Source organism: Streptomyces sp. NPDC020731, assembly GCF_044334705.1.
In the GTDB taxonomy this organism is placed as follows: domain Bacteria; phylum Actinomycetota; class Actinomycetes; order Streptomycetales; family Streptomycetaceae; genus Streptomyces.
Genome location: NZ_JBIRTN010000007.1, coordinates 1 through 18540, shown reverse-complemented (window position 1 = coordinate 18540; position 18540 = coordinate 1). Strand labels below are relative to the sequence as shown.

General features: G+C 73.1%; 12 protein-coding genes and 1 pseudogene. 8 read left to right on the top strand and 5 right to left on the bottom strand.

The annotated features are described in order from the left end of the window. Positions 1–2: 2 nt before the first annotated feature. The 4 genes from ACH4VX_RS12425 to ACH4VX_RS12410 are packed head-to-tail and all read right to left on the bottom strand — an operon-like array spanning position 3 to position 3595. Entirely contained in the window at positions 3–662 is a 660-nt protein-coding gene (locus tag ACH4VX_RS12425; protein WP_398367349.1) for a response regulator, read from the bottom strand. Beyond that, entirely contained in the window at positions 652–1923 is a 1272-nt protein-coding gene (locus tag ACH4VX_RS12420; RefSeq protein WP_398367348.1) for a sensor histidine kinase, read from the bottom strand. Before ACH4VX_RS12420 ends, ACH4VX_RS12425 begins: the two co-directional genes overlap by 11 nt. Before the next feature lie 23 nt (positions 1924–1946). Next, positions 1947–2696, bottom strand: coding sequence for an ABC transporter permease (locus ACH4VX_RS12415; protein WP_398367347.1), 750 nt, complete (start codon positions 2694–2696; stop codon positions 1947–1949). Beyond that, the gene (locus tag ACH4VX_RS12410) at positions 2693–3595 is read right to left on the bottom strand and encodes an ABC transporter ATP-binding protein (RefSeq protein ID WP_398367346.1); all 903 of its coding nucleotides are present in this window, start codon (positions 3593–3595) and stop codon (positions 2693–2695) included. Before ACH4VX_RS12410 ends, ACH4VX_RS12415 begins: the two co-directional genes overlap by 4 nt. A 184-nt stretch (positions 3596–3779) precedes the next feature. On the opposite strand from ACH4VX_RS12410, the gene ACH4VX_RS12405 reads away from it, so the two are divergent. From ACH4VX_RS12405 to ACH4VX_RS12380, 6 genes are all read left to right on the top strand, one after another. Then, complete coding sequence (locus ACH4VX_RS12405) at positions 3780–5651, top strand: ABC transporter ATP-binding protein (protein ID WP_398367345.1); 1872 nt, start codon at positions 3780–3782, stop codon at positions 5649–5651. Further along, the gene (locus tag ACH4VX_RS12400) at positions 5648–7498 is read left to right on the top strand and encodes an ABC transporter ATP-binding protein (protein WP_398367344.1); all 1851 of its coding nucleotides are present in this window, start codon (positions 5648–5650) and stop codon (positions 7496–7498) included. The genes ACH4VX_RS12405 and ACH4VX_RS12400 overlap by 4 nt, the downstream gene beginning before the upstream one ends. A 29-nt stretch (positions 7499–7527) precedes the next feature. Then, the gene (locus ACH4VX_RS12395; protein ID WP_398367343.1) at positions 7528–9243 is read left to right on the top strand and encodes an ABC transporter transmembrane domain-containing protein; all 1716 of its coding nucleotides are present in this window, start codon (positions 7528–7530) and stop codon (positions 9241–9243) included. Next, positions 9240–11003, top strand: a complete 1764-nt coding sequence (locus tag ACH4VX_RS12390) for an ABC transporter ATP-binding protein (protein WP_398367342.1) — start codon at positions 9240–9242, stop codon at positions 11001–11003. The genes ACH4VX_RS12395 and ACH4VX_RS12390 overlap by 4 nt, the downstream gene beginning before the upstream one ends. A gap of 245 nt (positions 11004–11248) precedes the next feature. Next, positions 11249–13294, top strand: a complete 2046-nt coding sequence (locus ACH4VX_RS12385; RefSeq protein WP_398367341.1) for a M4 family metallopeptidase — start codon at positions 11249–11251, stop codon at positions 13292–13294. A gap of 72 nt (positions 13295–13366) precedes the next feature. Next, positions 13367–13888, top strand: coding sequence for a DUF1990 family protein (locus ACH4VX_RS12380; RefSeq protein ID WP_398367340.1), 522 nt, complete (start codon positions 13367–13369; stop codon positions 13886–13888). Between the two features lie 193 nt (positions 13889–14081). Here the strand turns inward: ACH4VX_RS12380 and ACH4VX_RS12375 are convergent, their stop codons facing one another. Beyond that, a complete protein-coding gene (locus tag ACH4VX_RS12375; RefSeq protein ID WP_398367339.1) occupies positions 14082–16700 on the bottom strand; it encodes a glycosyltransferase family 1 protein in 2619 nt (872 codons plus the stop codon). 299 nt (positions 16701–16999) lie between these two features. On the opposite strand from ACH4VX_RS12375, the pseudogene ACH4VX_RS12370 reads away from it, so the two are divergent. Then, a pseudogene (locus ACH4VX_RS12370) lies at positions 17000–17575 on the top strand (S8 family serine peptidase); the annotation flags it as partial. A gap of 272 nt (positions 17576–17847) precedes the next feature. After that, positions 17848–18540 (top strand): maltotransferase domain-containing protein (locus tag ACH4VX_RS12365; RefSeq protein ID WP_398367338.1); only part of this gene is annotated, 693 nt, incomplete at its 3' end.

The window sequence follows — 18540 nt, the reverse complement described above, 5'->3', positions numbered from 1 at the left end:
GGTCAGCCGAGGATGCCCCGGTCGTACGCCACGGCCACCGCCGCCGCGCGGTCCTTGGCGCCGAGCTTGCCGAAGATGTGGGTGAGGTGGGTCTTCACGGTCGCCTCGCTGATGAACAGTTCGCGGGCGATCTCGCGGTTGGACGTGCCCTTGGCGACCAGGGCCAGTACCTCGCGCTCGCGGGCGGAGAGGGACTCGCTGCCGGGGGCCGCGGGTGTGCGGACGGCGGAGACCAGACGGGAGGCGACGGCCGGGGAGAGCACCGTACGTCCCCGGGCCGCGGCACGGACGGCGGTGAACAGTTCCTCGCGCGGGGCGTCCTTGAGCAGATAGCCGGTGGCGCCCGCCTCGATGGCGGGGATCGTGTCGGAGTCGGTGTCGTACGTGGTCAGCACCAGCACCCGTGCGCGGGCGCCCCGGCGGGACAGTTCCCGGATGGCGTCGACGCCGCCCCCGCCCGGCATCCGGAGGTCCATGAGGATCACGTCCGGGTCCAGGGCGGCGGCCCGCTCCAGCGACTCGACGCCGTTCGCGGCCTCGCCGAGGACGCGGAATCCGGGCGCGGAGTCGAACATGCCGCGCAGACCGTCCCGTACGACGGGGTGGTCGTCGACGACGAGGAGGGAGATCACGGCTTCATCGGTCACGGCTTCATCGGTCATGGCGGACCAACGGTACGCGAGCGGAGACCGCCGTACCGCCGCCCGGTTCGGTTTCGACGGTGAGCGCCCCGGCGACGCGTTCGGCGCGGGCCCGCATGCCGTCGAGGCCGAAGCCGCCGGTGGAAGTGCGCGCGGGGACGGCGAGCGGGTCGAAGCCCCGGCCGTCGTCGCGGATGTCGAGGGTGACCTCGTCGCCCATGTAGGACAGGGTGACGCCGACCCGGGTGGCGCCGGCGTGGCGGGCTGCGTTGGACAGGGCCTCCTGGCCGATGCGCAGCAGGGTGGCCGCCACCTCGTCGTGCAGCGGCTCGGCGATGCCGGTGACCGTGAACCCGGCCCGTACGTCCGTGCGTTCGCCCCACTCCGTGACGGTCTTCTTCAGGGCGTCCGGCAGTCCGTCGTCGGCGAGGGCGGCCGGGGAGAGGTTGTGCACGGAGCGGCGGGCCTCGCCGAGGCTGTCGCGGGCCAGGGTGAGGGCCCGGTCCATGTGGGTGCGGCTCAGGGCCGGGTCCGGAACGGCCGCCGCGACCCGGAGCTGGGCGATGATGCCGGTCAGGCCCTGGGCGAGGGTGTCGTGGATCTCGGCGGCCAGCCGCCGGCGCTCGTCGGCGACGCCGGCCTCCCGGGCCTGGACGAGGAGTTGGGTGTGCAGGGCGGCGTTCTCGTCCAGGGCCTGCTGCAACGCCTTGTTGGTGCGCTCGAGTTCGGCGATGGTCTCCAGCCGGGCCCGGCCGCGGGCCTCCTCCAGGTCGGCGAAGTGACCGAAGAGGAGGACCAGCATGCTGTTGGCCGCGAGGAGGGCGCCGAACAGCGCCCAGCCCAGCCCGTCCTCCGGCGGCAGCCCGCCGGACTGGGAGCCTGCCATGGTCACGGCGGTGGCGAACAGCCCGGCTTTGCGCAGCCGGCGCGGAAGCAGGCGCTCGGTGCTGAAGTAGCCGATGACGGCGTAGAAGGCGAACAGCGGGTTCAGCCAGGTGAGGGCGAACCCGGTCGCCCAGCGCAGGGCGTAGTGCCGGGCGCCCGCGGCCGACGGTCCGGGACGGGTGCGCGCCCTCCTGCCCCACCACAGTTCCCGAGCGACCGCGGCGCCGATCAGGACACCGCACACCCCTCGTTCACCGGTGCTCATGCCGAAGACGTCGGCGGTCCCCCAGGCGAGCAGGGTGCTCATGGCCAGGAGTCCGTACGGGCCCCAGCGGTCGAACACCGCCCACCGGTCGTCGAGCGCCGTCGTCTCCGTCATGGCGTCATTGTCGGCCATGTCCGCGCGTCCCCTCCGTTTCGTCATTCCCAGCGGAACCAGCGCGCGGCCGCCACCGTGAGCAGCACCGTCCAGACCGCCAGTACCCCGAGGTGGCCCCAGCCCGGCCAGTCGCCCGCCGCCGCCTCGTTGAGGGCCTGGGCGGCGGCGCCGAACGGGGTCCAGCCGACGATGTCGGCCAGCACGTCCGGCATGGCCTCGACCGGCAGCCACACGCCCGCGCAGAACATCGCGGGGAAGAGCGCGGTCGACCCGATCGCGGTGGCGATCTTCGTGGTGCGTGACAGGGCGGAGAGCACGGCGCCCAGGGCGAGGCAGGCGAGCAGGGCGAGCAGCAGCGCGAGGAGGTAGCCCGACGGCTGCTCCGGCAGCGCCACGTCGAAGGCGAGCCGGCCGACCGTGAGGGCGGCGAGGGCGGAGAGCAGCGAGGCGCCGCCGAGCACCAGCATCTGCGCCGTGAGCAGGGCGGAGGGGCGTACCGGCGTGGTGGACATGCGGCGCAGGATGCCGTTCTCCCGGTAACCGGTGAGGGTCGGCGGCATGCCCTGGAGCCCGCCGACGATCAGTCCGAGGAGGACGGCCACCGGCACGTAGGCGTCGACCGGGCGCAGGCCGCCGAGGTTCGGGTCGGCCTCGCGGAAGGACGGGATGGAGCCCAGGACCACCAGCAGCAGGGTGGGGAAGAGCACGATCCAGAAGATGCCTCCGGGTTCGCGCCGGAAGAGGCGGAACTCGGTCCGCAGGACGGCGGTGTCGAGGACGTCGGTGCTCATGCCGTGGCCTCCGTGAGGTCCAGGAAGGCGTCGTCCAGCGTGGCGTCGGTGACGCGCAGCTGGTGGGCGGTGACGCGGGAGCGGGCGAGGAGGGTGATGACGGCGTTGACCGTCTCGTCGGTGCCGGACAGGGTGACCCGGCCGTCCTTGTGCTGGACCGACGCGAGTTCGGGCAGCGCACTCAGGTCGGCGTCGTCCAGCGGGGCGGACGGGGTGAAGCTGATGACGGTGGCGCCCGCCGAGCGGCGGATCAGCCCGGCCGGGGTGTCCAGGGCGGCGACCCGCCCCTGGTCGATCACCGCGATGCGGTCGCAGAGGCGCTGGGCCTCCTCCATGAAGTGGGTGACGAGGAGGACGGTGACGCCCCCCGTGCGGATGTCCTCGATGAGCTCCCAGGTGTCGCGCCGGGCACGCGGGTCGAGGCCCGTGGTGAGCTCGTCCAGCACCACGATCCGCGGATTGCCGATCAGGGCGAGCGCGATGGACAGGCGCTGCTTCTGACCGCCGGAGAGCTTGGCGAACCGGGTGGTCAGTTTCGGGGCGAGGCCGAGGCGTTCGGCGAGCGGGCGCCAGTCGGCGGGGCGCGGGTAGAAGGAGGCGTACAGCTCCAGGGCCTCGCGGACGGTGAGTCTGGGCTGCAGCTCGCTCTGCTGGAGCTGGGCGCCGAGGACCCGGGTGACCTCCTCGTGGTCGGCGACGGGGTCGAGGCCGGTGACACGGACGCGGCCCGCGTCGGGGACGCGCAGGCCCTCGACACACTCCACGGTGGTGGTCTTGCCGGCGCCGTTCGGGCCGAGGATGCCGAAGATCTCACCCTCCTCGACGGTGAAGGAGACACCGTCGACGGCCGCACGGCCTCCGTAGGACTTGCGCAGATCGGTGACGTCGATGACGGACATGGCTCCAGCGTCGCCGTACGGGAGCCACCGGCACATCGGCCGGTGCGCTCGAACGGGTATCGGCCGATCGGTTGATACGCGCGTACGACTTTCCCGCAGGAGCGGGTCGTAGGACCGGCGACGGAGAACTGTCCGGCCAAAACCCGGTGGGCAGCGTCAGTGGTGAACCGTAGGCTCGCTGCTGATGCCCACTACACCTTCTCCCCCGGAAACCCGCTCCGCCGTGCGTACGCTGCTGCGGCTGTGGCCGTATGTGCGGCCCGTGCGGGCACGGCTGTTCACCGCCGCGTTCATCGCGGTCGTCGCCTCCTGCATCGGGCTGGTCATCCCGCTCGTCCTGAAGTGGATGGTGGACGGGCCGATCGCCGACCGGGACCCGGCGGGGGTGTGGCTCGGCGCGCTGTACCTGCTGCTGCTCGGGCTGGCGGAGGCGGTGCTGTTCGGGTTCCGGCGGTGGCTGGTGGCGCGTCCGCTGGCGCACGTCGAGGCGGAGATGCGGGCGGGTCTGTACCGGCATCTGCAGCGGCTGCCGGTCGCCTTCCACGACCGGTGGCCGTCGGGCCAGTTGCTGTCGCGGGCCACGACGGATCTGATGCTGCTGCGGATGTTCCTGGCCTTCCCGCTGACGTTCCTGCTGGTCAACGGGGTGACGATTCTCGTCGGCGTGATCATCATGCTGGTGCAGGACTGGATGCTGGGGCTGGTGATCCTGGTGCCGGCCGTGCCGGTGCTGATCACCTGCATGGTGTTCGAGAAGCGGTACTCCGGTGCGGCGCGGCTGGCACAGGACCAGGTGGGCGATCTGACGACGGTGGTCGAGGAGAGCGTGCTCGGCATCCGGATCATCAAGGGGTTCGGGCGGCACCGCAGTCAGGCACGGGCGTTCCGGGAGCTGTCGGGGGAGCTGCGGGGGACGGAGCTGCACAAGGCGCGGCTGCTGGCGACGATCCTGGGCGTCATCGTGACGCTGCCGGAGCTGGCGATCGGGGCGGCGTTGGTGCTGGGGGCCGTGCGGGTGGCGGACGGGGAGTTGTCCGCGGGGACGTTGGTGGCGTTCTTGTCGACCGCGCTGGCGCTGCGCTGGCCGGTGGACTCGATCGGCTTCCTGCTGGCGATGAGCCAGGAGGCGGCGACGGCGACGGAGCGGTACTTCGAGGTGATGGACGCGGAGCCGGAGTCGGGGGTGCGCGGGGGTGGGGATCGCAGCCCGGCATTGCGGGGTGCCGCTGCGCCCACCCGTGCCGCCCATGGGGGAGCCTCCCAGGCCCTTCAGGCACTGGGGGAGGCACGACTGCCCGCGGTGACGGACGGCCTGGTCTTCGAGAACGTCAGCTTCCGCTACCCCGACGCTCCGTCCGGCTCCCTGCCCGTGCTCGACCGCATCGACCTGCACATCCGCCCCGGCGAGTCCCTCGCCCTCGTCGGTGCCACCGGCAGCGGCAAGACCACGCTCACCGCTCTCGTGCCCCGGCTGCACGAGGTGACCTCGGGGCGGATCACGCTCGACGGGGCGGACATCGCGGAGATGTCGCGGGAGGAGCTGCGCTCCCGCGTCGCCGTCGCCTTCGAGGAACCCACCCTCTTCTCGGCGAGCGTGGGCGAGAACGTGCTGATGGGCGGCGGAAGCGGCGCGGCGGATCTGGAGCGTGCCCTCGCCGTCGCACAGGCCGACTTCGCGCACGCGTTGCCGCAGGGCGTGGACACCCGGGTCGGCGAACAGGGGCTCAGCCTCTCCGGCGGTCAGCGCCAGCGGCTCGCACTGGCCAGGGCCGTCGTCGGACGCCCCGACTTCCTGGTGCTCGACGACCCGCTGTCCGCGCTCGACGTGCACACGGAGGCCGCCGTCGAGGCCGCCCTGCGCCGGGTGCTCGCGGACACCACCGCGCTCATCGTGGCCCACCGCCCCTCCACGGTCCTGCTCGCCGACCGGGTCGCCCTGCTCTCCGGCGGCCGGATCACCGCGGTCGGCACCCACCACGAACTGCTGCACACCGACCCCGAGTACGCGCACCTCATGTCCGGCGCCCCCGCGGGGGAACAGGAGGACGAGCGATGACGGCGGTCACCACCGCGCCCGTCAAGGACGAGGACGACGACCGGACCCCGCCGTCCGACGACCCCTTCGACCGGGACCAGCTGCCCACTCCCCCGGGCGCCACCGGCGTACTGCTGCGTTCCCTGCTGTCGCCCCTGCGGGGCAGGGGCGCCGTCACCGCGCTGTTGCTGCTGCTCCAGCAGGCCGCCGTGCAGGCCGGCCCGCTGCTGGTGGCGTACGCCATCGACCGGGCCGTGCCCGCGTTCCGCGGCGACGACAACGGGCCGCTGATCGCGGTGGCGGTGGGCTACCTGCTGTGCGCGGTGGCGGCCGGCGCCCTGCAGTACGGGTTCGTGACCGCCTCCGCCCGGGTCAGCCAGGACGTGCTGCTCGATCTGCGCGGCCGTATCTTCCGCCACGCGCAGACGCTCAGCGTCGACTTCCACGAGCGCTACACCTCGGGCCGGCTGATCTCCCGCTCCACCACCGACGTCGAGTCCCTGCGCGAGCTGCTGGAGGAGGGCCTGCAGGAACTGGTGACGGTCATCCTGTCGGCCGTCTACATCTCGGTGCTGCTGCTCTGGCTGGACCTCGGGCTCGGTGCCGTCGCGGTGGTGTCCTTCGTGCCGCTGTACCTGCTCGTACGGTCGTACCGACGCCGGGCGGGGCGGGTGTACCGGAAGCGGTCGACGGCCATCGCGGCGGTGATCGTGAAGTTCGTCGAGACGATGAACGGCATCCGGCCGGTGCGCGCCTTCCGCCGGGAGGCCGCCAACGAGACCGACTTCGCGGTGCTGAACCGGCGGCACGAACGGACCAACGGCGACGCGCTCCTTGAGATGGCCCGCTATGTCGTCGGCTCCCGGATCACCGCCAACACGACGGTCGCGCTGATCGTGCTGTGGGGCGCCTACCGGGTCGCGGACGAGTCGCTGGCGCTGGGTGTGCTGGCGGCGGCGGTGCTGTACCTGCGGCGGCTGTACGACCCGATCGACCGGCTCGGCATGTTCCTGAACTCCTACCAGTCGGCGGCGGCCTCGCTGGAGAAGATCGCCGGTCTGCTGGCACAGAGCCCGTCCGTGCCCGAGCCGCCGGCACCCCGGGAGCTTCCGGAGCGGCGTTCCGGGCTCCCCGGCCGCGAGGTCGTCTTCGACGGCGTCCGGTTCGCCTACCGCACCGGCGGCGAGGTGCTGCCCCGCTTCGACCTCACCCTCCCGGCCGGGCAGACCGTCGCGGTCGTCGGCTCCACCGGCGCGGGCAAGTCGACGCTGGCGAAGCTGCTCGCCCGCTTCTACGACCCCACCGACGGCCGGGTACTGCTCGACGGGGTGGACCTGCGCGACCTCACGGGACGCGATCTGCGGCGCGAGGTGGTGATGGTGACCCAGGAGGCGTTCCTGTTCTCCGGCACGGTCGCCGAGAACATCTCGATCGGCCGGCCGGACGCCACCCGCCAGGAGATCGAGCAGGCGGCCAAGGAGATCGGCGCACACGACTTCATCGCCGCCCTGCCCGACGGCTACGACACCGACGTACGCAAGCGGGGCGGCCGCATCTCGGCCGGTCAGCGCCAACTCGTCGCCTTCGCCCGGGCGTTGCTGGCGGACCCGGCGGTGCTGATCCTGGACGAGGCGACCAGCTCGCTGGACATCCCCGGTGAGCGGGCGGTGCAGCGGGCGATGGCGACGGTGCTGAAGGGCCGTACGGCGGTGGTGATCGCGCACCGGCTGTCGACGGTGGAGATCGCGGACCGGGTGCTGGTCATGGAGCACGGGCGGATCGTGGAGGACGGCAGTCCGGCCGAACTCATCGCCGGGACGGGCAGGTTCGCCGATCTGCACCGGGCCTGGCGGGACAGTCTGGCGTAGGCACGACGGCACACAGGGGGGAACGAGCGGTGATCGACGCGTACGAGGACCCCGGCACGCCCGACCGCCGGGGCGGAGCCCGCTACCTGTGGTGGCTGGTGCTGCGGCAGCCGGGGCGGTGTGCGGCGGGAGCGGTGTTCGGCAGCGTGTGGATGGTGCTGCTGGCGGCGACGCCGTATCTGATGTCCCGGGCGGTGGACGACGGGCTGGAGCCGGGTGACACGGGGGCGCTGGCGCTGTGGACCGGGGCCCTGTTCGTGGTGAACGGGTTCAACTCCTGGCTGAGCATCATGCGGCACCGCACGATGACCCGGGTGCGGATGGACGCCAACTTCCGCACGGTGAAGGTGGTCGTCGGGCAGACGGTGCGGCTGGGTGCCTCGCTGGAGCGGCGGATGGGGGCAGGGGAGGTCGTCACCATCGGCGTGGGCGATGTGCAGATGATCGCCCAGTCGCTCACGGCGGTCGGGCCGGGGATCGGCGCGGTCGTGGCGTACGCGGTGGTGGCCGGGCTGCTGCTGTCGGTGTCGCCGCTGCTGGCCGTGGTGGTGGTGCTGGGGGTGCCGGTGATCGGGCTCGCCGTCGGACCGCTGGCCGGGTGGCTGCAGGGCACGGAGACGGAGTACCGGAAGCGGCAGGGCGTGCTGACCGCGCGGATCGGGGATCTGGCGGGCGGGCTGCGGGTGCTGAGCGGGCTGGGCGGGAAGAACCTGGTCTCCGACGCCTTCCGCCGGGACTCGGGACGACTGCGGGAGCAGGGTTACCGGGTCGGGGCGGTGACCAGCTGGATGCAGGCGCTGGCCGCGGGACTGCCGACGCTGTTCCTCGCGGGGGTGACCTGGATCGCGGCGCGGCAGGCCGCGCAGGGGCACATCAGCGTGGGCGAGCTGGTGTCGGTGTACGGCTATGTGGCCGTCCTGGTGTGGCCGGTGATGTTCCTCATCGAGTGCGGCTACCAGCTGAGCCGGGGTGTGGTGGCCGCCCGTCGGGTGGTGGCGCTGCTGCGGCTCGAGCCGCCGGCCGACGCCGCCACCGCCGATCCGCCGGCCGAGCCGTCCGTGCTGGACGACCCGGAGTCGGGGGTGCGGGTGCTGCCGGGGCGGCTGACCGCGCTCGTTGCCGCGCGTCCCGCCGACGCGCTCGCCGTGGTGGACCGGCTCGGGCGTTACACGCCGTCGGCGGTCACCTGGGGCGGGACCCGGCTGGACGAGATCGCGCTCGCCCGGGTGCGGGAGCGGATCCTGGTCGCCGACCCGGAGGCCGATCTGTTCGCCGGTCCGCTGCGGGAGGTGGTGGCCGGGCGTGGTGACCCGTCCGACGAGGAGGTGCTGCGGGCGCTGCACGCGGCCGCAGCCGACGACATCGTGCAGGGCCTGCCCGAGGGGCTCGCCTCGACGGTGTCCGCGCAGGGGCGCAGCCTCTCCGGTGGTCAGCGCCAGCGCGTCCGGCTGGCGCGGGCGTTGCTGGCCGACCCGGAGGTGCTGCTGGCCGTGGAGCCCACCTCGGCGCTCGACGCGCACACCGAGGCCACGGTCGCCGACCGGCTGCGCGCGGCCCGGAAGGGACGTACGACGCTGCTGGTCACCACCTCGCCGCTGGTGCTCGCGCGGGCGGACCGGGTGGTCTTCCTGGTCGACGGGAAGGTCGCCGCGAGCGGCAGTCACCAGGGACTTCTCGACCACGAGCCCGGCTACCGGGAGCTGGTGGCCAGGGACATCGAAATCGAAGGGGAGGCCGTGCGATGAGCGGGGAACGACTCCCCCTCGCCGGGCCCGCCGATGTGCGCCGGGCGTCGGTGGGGCTGGTGCGGGCGGACGGGCGGGCCTTCGCGGGCGTACTGGCCCTGAACACGCTGGCGGCCGTGGCGGGACTGGCCGGGCCCTGGCTGCTGGGGCGGATCGTCGACGAGGTGCGGGGCGGCGGCGGGGTGGCCGTGGTGGACCGGCTGGCGCCGGTCATCCTGCTGTGCGCCGTCACGCAGTTGCTGCTGTCCCGGTGGGCCCGGTACGTGGGGCACCGCTTCGGGGAGCGGACGCTGGCGCGGGTGCGGGAGCGGTTCGTGGACCGGGCGCTGGCGCTGCCCTCGTCGGTGGTGGAGCGGGCGGGCACCGGTGATCTGACGGCGCGGGGGACGGCCGATGTGACCGCCGTCGGTACGACCCTGCGCGACGCCGGGCCCTCGCTGCTGGTCAACGGGGTGCAGTCGCTGTTCGTGATGGCGGCGGTCGTCGTGGTGGATCCGCTGCTCGGCGTCCTCGGGCTGCTGTGTCTCACACCGATCTGGCTCGGGGTGCGCTGGTATCTGCGCCGGGCCCGGGACGCCTACCTCGCCGAGGGTGCGGCGAACTCGGACGTGGCGGAGATCGTCGCGGCGACGGCGTCGGGTGCCCGCACGGTGGAGGCGTTCCGGCTGGAGGAGCGGCGGATCCGGGCGAGCCGGGAGGCGCTGGAGACGTCCCGTCGCACCCGGTTCCGCACGCTGTTCCTGCGCACGGTGTTCTTCCCGGTGGTCGAGGTGTCGTACGCCGTGCCGGTGGCCGGGGTGCTGCTGATCGGCGGGGTGCTGCACGAGCGGGGCGCGGTGAGCCTCGGGGCGGTGGTGAGCGCGTCCCTGTATCTGCTGCAGCTGAGCGGGCCGCTGGACGAGGTGCTGATGCGGGTCGAGCAGCTGCAGAGCAGCGGGGCGTCGTTCGCCCGGGTGGAGGGGCTGGCCCGGGCGCCGCGCACGGCGGAGCGGGGCGACAGTCCGGATCCGGCCGACGACCGCATCGACGTGACCGGGGTGCGCTACGCCTACGACGGGGGCGGCGAGGTGCTGCGCGGGGTCGATCTGACGGTGACGCCCGGCGAGCGGCTGGCCGTGGTGGGGCCGTCCGGGGCGGGCAAGACCACGCTGAGCCGGCTCCTCGCGGGCGTGGACGCGCCGACCGCGGGGACCGTGACCGTGGGCGGGGTGCCCGTGGCCGCTCTGGACCCGGAGCGGCTGCGCCGGCAGGTCGTCCTGGTCACCCAGGAGCACCATGTGTTCCTGGGGTCGGTTCGCGACAATCTGCGCATCGCCGAACCGGCCGCCGACGACGAGGAGTTGTGGGCGGCGCTGGCCGTGGTCGGCGCCGAGGCGTGGGTGCGGGAGCTGCCGCGGGGGCTGGACACCGGGCTGGGCGAGGGGGGCCATCCCACCGACGGTTCGCAGGCGCAGCAACTGGCCCTGGCGCGGGTGGTGCTGGCCGATCCGCACACGCTGATCCTCGACGAGGCCACCGCCCTGCTCGACCCGACGACCGCCCGGCACGCCGAGCGCGCGCTGGCGGCCGTCCTGGAAGGCCGTACGGTCATCGCCGTCGCGCACCGGCTGCACACCGCGCACGACGCCGACCGGGTGGCCGTCATGGAGGACGGCCGGCTGACCGAACTCGGCACGCACGACGCCCTGGTGGCGGCCGGCGGGGTGTACGCGGCGCTGTGGCACTCCTGGCACGGGGACCGGCCCACACCCCTCCCGTAACGGTTCGCATATCGAACGTGAACTCCCGGACAACGAACGGTTTCCGGCCAAATTCCTGACGCGCTCCTGACAGAAACCGCGATCCCCTGCCACTCTTCCCACGGCCGCTCCACAGCAACCCCACAGCGACATCCACCGCTGTACGGCGGCCATGGCTCAGAGCACTTCCGTTCTGCCCGGCCGGCCCACCCGCCGTCCGGTCTCCCCAGGCCGCGCGACCCGCGGCCACGCAGAAGGAGTCCGCGTTGAGAAGCAGGTCGTCCCACAGACGCACCCCCCACGCCACACACCGCCGTGCCGCCGCCGTCGCCCTCGCCGGGGTGGCCGCGCTGATCGCCACGGCCGTGCAGTCCGGCAGCGCCACCGCCGCCCCCGAGCAGGCACCGGCGGCCGCGAGCAAGGCGAAGCCGGGTTCCGAGTCGGTCAGGCTCACCCCCGCCCAGCGCGCCGCGCTGATCCGCGAGGCGAACGCCACCAAGGCGGAGACCGCCAAGGACCTCGGCCTGGGCGAGAAGGAGAAGCTCGTCGTCCGTGACGTCCTCAAGGACCGCGACGGCACCGTGCACGTCCGCTACGAGCGCACCTACGACGGCCTCCCCGTCCTCGGCGGCGACCTGGTCGTCCAGGGCGACACGGCCGGCGAGGCCGACGCCGTCGTCAAGGCCACCCGGACCGCGGTGAAGCCCGCGACCACCACCGCCGAGGTGCCGGCCGCCGAGGCCGAGCGGCAGGCCCTGTCCGCCGCGAAGGCCGAGGAGGCGAAGGGCGCCGACGTCGACCAGGCCCCGCGCAAGGTGATCTGGGCGGCGAAGGGCACGCCGGTCGTGGCGTACGAGACGGTCGTCGGCGGCCTCCAGCACGACGGCACCCCGCAGGAGCTGCACGTCGTCACCGACGCCACCACGGGCGAGAAGCTGTACGAGTGGGAGGCCGTCCAGAACGGAACCGGCCACACCGTCTACAGCGGCACCGTCGACCTGACCACCACCCAGTCCGGGTCGTCGTACAACCTCACCGACGGGGCGCGCGGCGGACACAAGACGTACAACCTGAACCGGGGCACCTCCGGCACCGGCACGCTGTTCTCGGGATCCGACGACGTCTGGGGCAACGGCAGCCCGTCCAACCTGGAGTCGGCCGCCGCCGACGCCCACTACGGGGCCGCGCTGACCTGGGACTACTACAAGAACGTGCACGGCCGCAGCGGCATCCGCGGCGACGGCGTGGGCGCCTACTCCCGGGTCCACTACGGCAACAACTACGTCAACGCCTTCTGGTCCGACAGCTGCTTCTGCATGACCTACGGCGACGGCTCCGGCAACGCCAACCCGCTCACCGCGATCGACGTGGCCGCGCACGAGATGACCCACGGTCTGACCTCGAACACCGCGGGCCTCAACTACAGCGGCGAGTCCGGCGGCCTGAACGAGGCGACCAGCGACATCTTCGGCTCCACGGTCGAGTTCTACGCCAACAACTCCTCCGACGTCGGTGACTACCTCATCGGCGAGGAGATCGACATCAACGGCGACGGCACCCCGTTGCGCTACATGGACAAGCCGAGCAAGGACGGCGCGTCCAAGGACTCCTGGTACTCCGGTATCGGCAACGTCGACGTGCACTACTCGTCCGGCCCCGCGAACCACTTCTTCTACATGCTGAGCGAGGGCAGCGGCGCCAAGACCATCAACGGTGTCAGCTACAACTCGCCCACCTCGGACGGCCTCCCGGTCACCGGCATCGGCCGCGCCAAGGCGGAGAAGATCTGGTTCCGTGCGCTGACCACAAAGTTCACCTCCACCACCAACTACGCGGGCGCCCGCACCGGCACCCTGGCGGCGACCGGTGAGCTGTACGGCACGGACAGCGCCGAGTACAAGGCGGTGCAGGACGCCTGGGCGGCCATCAACGTCGGCTCGCGCTCCGGCGGCGGCGGCGGTGGCGGTACCTCCTTCGAGAGCACCGCCGACGTGTCGATCCCGGACGCCGGCTCCGCGGTGACGTCCTCGATCAGCGTCTCCGGGCGGACGGGCAACGCGCCCTCCAACCTCCAGGTCTCGGTGGACATCGTGCACACCTGGAGCGGTGACCTGGTCGTCGACCTGGTGGCCCCGGACGGCACGGTGTACCCCTTGAGGAGCCGCACCGGCGGTTCCGCGGACAACATCAACGAGACCTACACGGTCAACGCCTCCTCCGAGACCGCCAACGGCGCCTGGAAGCTACGGGTGCAGGACGTGGCGCGGTACGACACCGGCTACATCAGCGGCTGGAAGCTCACCTTCCCGTAAACCGGACACGCATCGCGTGAGCGGCGCCCCGCCTTCCTCCGAGGCGTGGGCGCCGCCCTACTCTTGGGTCCCATGTCTTCGGCGGACTTCACCTACGACCACGTCGGCGCGACCCGGGAACCCGGTTCCTGCCCTCCCGGCTTCCACCCCATGCACGTCCGCACACGGCTCGGCGAGGGCGAGGCGGTCTTCCGGCAGGCGGCCCGGGCGCTGCTCACCTGGGAGCTGCACCGGGAGCTGGGGGTCGGTGTCGAGACCGCCGCCGACCGCGCGGCCCCGGACGTCGACGTCACCATCACCCTCGCCGGGGTCGTGAAGGCGCCCTGCCGTGTGGTGTGGACGGTGGAGGAGCACCGCAGGGCCGGCTGGGCGTACGGCACCCTGGCCGGGCACCCCGAGTGCGGCGAGGAGTCGTTCGTCGTCGACCGCACCGGCGACGGCACGGTGTGGCTGACGGTGGAGGCGTTCAGCAGGCCGGCCCGCTGGTACTCCCGCGCGGGCGGCCCGGCCACCCGCGCGATGCAGCACGCCTACGCCCGCCGCTGCGGCAAGGTGCTGCGCCGCCTGGCCACACGGGGCATCGAGGAGGACTGACCGCACAACACCCGCAGCCTGCGGGCAGGCGCGCCTCGGCCTGCCCACCACCCCAGCCCGCGGGCAGTCGTGCCTCCCCCAGTGCCTGAAGGGCCTGGGAGGTACCCCCAGGGCGGCACGGGTGGGCGCTGGGGTCCCCCTCCGGAGGAGGCGCCCCAACAGAGGCCGCACCACCACCGCGCCACCGTGGCGCTCACCGCATCAACAGCCCCGCCGCCTCCACCACGTCCTCCGACGGCACCGCGACCAGCCCCAGCTCCGCCCCGGACGCCAGCAGCCGATGGTCCGGCAGGATCCGCACCGTGTACCCGAAGGGCCCCGTCCGCTCCAGGGACAGCGGACCCTCGTACACCCAGCGCCCCTCCGCATCGGGCACGCCCACCGGCTTCAACGGCACAGACGCCGCATCGGTGATGCGATCCTCCTCGTCCACCCGCCCGGACACCGCCTGCACCTCGACGTCCTCCGGCTTCAAACCGGCCAGCCCCACCCGCACCCGCAGCCCGAGCGTGGTGCCGAGCTCCGCGGTGGCCGCCGTCACGGACGTCTCGACGTGGTCGACGGTCACACCGTGCCAGGCCGCACGCACCCGCGCCTTCCACCCGGCAAGCGCACGCGCCGACTCCGGGTCCATCGCACGATGCGCGTGCGCGGCGGGCTCGTACAGCCGCTCCACGTACTCCCGGACCATCCGTCCGGCCAGCACCTTCGGCCCGAGCAGGCTCAGCGTCCGCCGCACCATCTCGATCCACCGGTCCGGCAGCCCGCCGCGCCCCCGGTCGTAGAAGCACGGGGTGATCCGCTGCTCCAGCAGGTCGTACAGCGCCGCGGCCTCTATGTCGTCACGCCGGTCCGGGTCGGTACCCGCCCCGTCCGCCGTGGGGATCGCCCAGCCGAAGTCGGGCTGGAACCACTCGTCCCACCAGCCGTCGAGGACCGACAGGTTGAGGCAGCCGTTGAGCGCCGCCTTCATCCCGCTGGTGCCGCACGCCTCCAGCGGCCTCAGCGGGTTGTTCAGCCAGATGTCGCAGCCGGGGTAGAGCTTCTGCGCCATCGCCATGCCGTAGTCGGGCAGGAAGACGATCCGGTGCCGCACGCGCGGGTCGTCGGCGAAGCGGACCAGCTCCTGGACGAGCCGCTTGCCGCCGTCGTCCGCCGGGTGCGCCTTGCCCGCGATCACGATCTGCACCGGCCGCTCCGGGTGCAGCAGCAGGTCCATCAGCCGGTCCCGGTCGCGCAGCATCAGCGTCAGCCGCTTGTACGACGGGACGCGCCGGGCGAAGCCGATGGTCAGCACGTCCGGGTCGAGCACCCCGTCGATCCAGCCCAGCTCGGCCGTGCCGGCGCCGCGCTGCCGCCAGGAGGCCCGCAGCCGCTCGCGCACCTCAAGGACCAGCAGCTCCCGCAGGGACCGGCGAAGCTCCCAGATGTCCTGGTCGGCGATGTCCGCGACGGAGTCCCAGCGGTCGGAGTCGCCGACGCTCAGCGCCTCCTCGGCGCGCTGGGCGCCGATCTGCCGGGCGCCGAGCCGGAACACCTCGGGGGCGACCCAGGTGGGCGCGTGCACCCCGTTGGTGACGGAGGTGATGGGCACCTCCTCCGGGTCGAAGCCCGGCCAGAGTCCGGCGAACATCTCGCGGCTGACGTGGCCGTGCAGCAGGGAGACCCCGTTGGCGCGCTGGGCCAGGCGCAGGCCCATCACGGCCATGTTGAACAGGTTGGGCTCACCGCCGGGGTAGCTCTCCATGCCGAGCCGGAGGATGCGGTCGGCCTCCATGTTCGGCAGTTCGGCGTGCGGGCCGAAGTGCCGGGCGACCAGTTCGCGGTCGAAGCGGTCGATGCCGGCCGGGACGGGCGTGTGGGTGGTGAACACGGTCCCCGCGCGGACCGCCTCCAGCGCCGCGTCGAAGTCCAGCCCGTCCGCGCGCAGTTCGGCGATGCGCTCCAGACCGAGGAAGCCGGCGTGGCCCTCGTTGGTGTGGAACACCTCGGGTGCGGCGTGCCCGGTCAGCTCGCAGTACGCGCGTACCGCGCGGACCCCTCCTATGCCGAGCAGCATCTCCTGGAGCAGCCGGTGCTCGCTGCCGCCGCCGTAGAGCCGGTCGGTCACCCCGCGTTCGCCGAGGTCGTTCTCCTCGACGTCGGAGTCCAGCAGGAGCAGCGGGATCCTGCCGACCTGGGCCAGCCAGATCCGGGCGCGCAGACAGCGGTCGCCGGGCAGGGCGAGGGTGACCTGGGCGGGGGTGCCGTCGGGCTTCTTGAGCTGGTCCAGGGGCAGCTCGTTGGGGTCGAGCACGGGGTAGTGCTCCTGCTGCCAGCCGTCCCGGGACAGGGACTGCCGGAAGTAGCCGTGCCGGTAGAGCAGGCCGACGCCGATGAGGGGGACGCCGAGGTCGCTGGCGGCCTTGAGGTGGTCACCGGCGAGGATGCCCAGTCCGCCGGAGTACTGCGGCAGGGCGGCCGTGATGCCGAACTCCGGGGAGAAGTAGGCGACGGCGGCGGGCAGCCGGTCGGTCTGCGCCTGGTACCAGCGGTCGCCGGTCATATAGGCGTCCAGATCGCCGGCGACCGCGTCGAGACGGTCCAGGAAGTCACGGTCACCGGCCAGCTCGGTGAGCCGCTCGGTCGCCACGCTGCCGAGCAGCCGTACGGGGTCGCGGCCGGCGGCGGCCCAGCGTTCGGGGTCGACGGAGCGGAACAGGTCACGGGTCCCGGCGTGCCAGGACCAGCGCAGATTGCGGGCCAGGTCACTGAGGGGACGCAGGGGTTCGGGGAGCACGGGTCGGACGGTGAATCGACGGATCGCCTTCACAAGCCACCTCGGCGGGTTCGTGAGAGACGCGGTGTGCGTCCGGGCATCGTTGCCGACAGTACCGGCGCGGACACGGTCCGCGCGGGAAGCCGGAGGACACGGGTACCTCCGTGCCCCCGGCCAAACGATTCCCCTGAGGGCGGATATGGCCGATTCCGCCCCCGTAGGCGTTCTTGCCGCGCTTCACCCCGCACGAGACGCTGCCATCCGGACGTACCGGTCCGCGTCGGACACCGGGGCCTGCCGCCCGGATCGGGCCGGACCGGGAGCGGGTCCGGTCCTGCGGACCGCGGGGCGGAGGAATCGCCGAGAAGGCGGGCATCGTCTCCGTGCGCGTCCTGGACGACGCCGGCTCGGGCACCACCGCCCAGGTGATCGCCGGCATCGACCGGGTCACCCGGAACGCAAGGAAACCCGCGGTCGCCAACCTCAGCCTCGGCGGCTTCCACAGCGCACGGCCGAACGCCGCCGTCCGCACCTCCATCGCCTCCGGTGTCACGTACACGGTTGCCGCGGGCAACGAGGGCAGGCCGGCCGCGTTGTACTCGCCGGCGGGCGTGAAGCAGGCCCTCACGGTCGGCGCGACCGACCGGCAGGACAAGAAACCGGCCTTTTCCAACTTCGGTTCCGCCCTCGATCCGTTCGCCCCGGGGGTCTCGGTCACCTCGGCCTCCGCCGCGGGCGACACCGCGCGGGTCGCCTCCTCGGGCACGTCGACGGCATCCCCGCACGTGGCGGGCGCGGCGGCGCTGTATCTCGCCGAGCACCGGCGGGCGACCCCCGCCCAGGTGGCGAACGCGCTGGTCGAGGGCGCGGCGAGCGGGAAGGTGGCCGGGCGCGGGCTCGGTTCGCCGAACCGGCTGCTCCAGGTTCCGCGCGCGTGGCGGCGCCCCCGCGCGATCCCGGGCACCGGCCGCCCGGGACGGCACCGGCGACCGTGGGAGCGGGCCCACCGACGACCGGCCCCGGCCCGCGCGGACGGGGCCGGTCTTGCGTGTCGACATACGCGTGAGTAGTTAGCAAAGGGCCGGATTGCCCACCCGAACAGTGTGGGAAGGCTCCTGCGGGTACTCCCTCAGCAACGCCACGCCGGACCCACCTCCCCACAGTCATCCGCCCACCCACGTTGACGCGGACAGGAGCGGTCATGCCCGCCAAGCACCACTCGTCATCCCCTCCGGCGCCCGGCACCCCGGCGCCCGTGAAGCACGGCGCCGAGACCTCTCCCGGCCGCCACGCCGGGACCGGCCCCCCGCCGTCCCCCGCCCCGGGCCCCGTGACCGCCGTGGGGCGCATTCCCGTCCTCGACGTCCGGCCGATGGTCCAGCAGGGGCGCCGGCCGGCGAAGGCCGTGACCGGTGAGGCGTTCGAGATCTCGGCGACCGTGTTCCGGGAGGGGCACGACGCGGTGGCCGCCGATGTGGTGCTGAGGGATCCCGGGGGACGTCCGGGGCCGTTCACGCCGATGCGGGAGCTCGCGCCCGGCACGGACAGGTGGGGGGCGACCGTCACCGCCGGGGAGCCGGGACTGTGGACGTACACCGTGGAGGCGTGGGGTGATCCGGTCACCACCTGGCGGCACCACGCGCAGATCAAGGTCCCGGCGGGGATGGACACCGGGATCGTCCTGGAGGAGGGCGCCCGGCTGCACGAGCGGGCGGCGGACGGAGTGCCCGACTCCGGGTCCAGAAGCGTCCTTCTCGCCGCCGTGGACGCCCTGCGCGACGAGAGCCGTCCGGCGGCGTCCCGGTTGGCGGCGGCGTTGACGCCGGAGGTGGAGGCGGTGCTGGCCCGGCATCCGCTGCGGGAGCTGGTGACCAGCAGTGATCCGCTGCCGCTG

Bases quoted from the DNA above. Each gene is read 5' to 3' on its own strand.
- ACH4VX_RS12410 (WP_398367346.1), bottom strand. From the start codon at position 3,595: ATGTCCGTCATCGACGTCACCGATCTGCGCAAGTCCTACGGAGGCCGT.
- ACH4VX_RS12420 (WP_398367348.1), bottom strand. From the start codon at position 1,923: ATGGCCGACAATGACGCCATGACGGAGACGACGGCGCTCGACGACCGG.
- ACH4VX_RS12380 (WP_398367340.1), top strand. From the start codon at position 13,367: ATGTCTTCGGCGGACTTCACCTACGACCACGTCGGCGCGACCCGGGAA.
- ACH4VX_RS12415 (WP_398367347.1), bottom strand. From the start codon at position 2,696: ATGAGCACCGACGTCCTCGACACCGCCGTCCTGCGGACCGAGTTCCGC.
- ACH4VX_RS12405 (WP_398367345.1), top strand. From the start codon at position 3,780: ATGCCCACTACACCTTCTCCCCCGGAAACCCGCTCCGCCGTGCGTACG.
- ACH4VX_RS12425 (WP_398367349.1), bottom strand. From the start codon at position 662: ATGACCGATGAAGCCGTGACCGATGAAGCCGTGATCTCCCTCCTCGTC.
- ACH4VX_RS12390 (WP_398367342.1), top strand. From the start codon at position 9,240: ATGAGCGGGGAACGACTCCCCCTCGCCGGGCCCGCCGATGTGCGCCGG.
- ACH4VX_RS12400 (WP_398367344.1), top strand. From the start codon at position 5,648: ATGACGGCGGTCACCACCGCGCCCGTCAAGGACGAGGACGACGACCGG.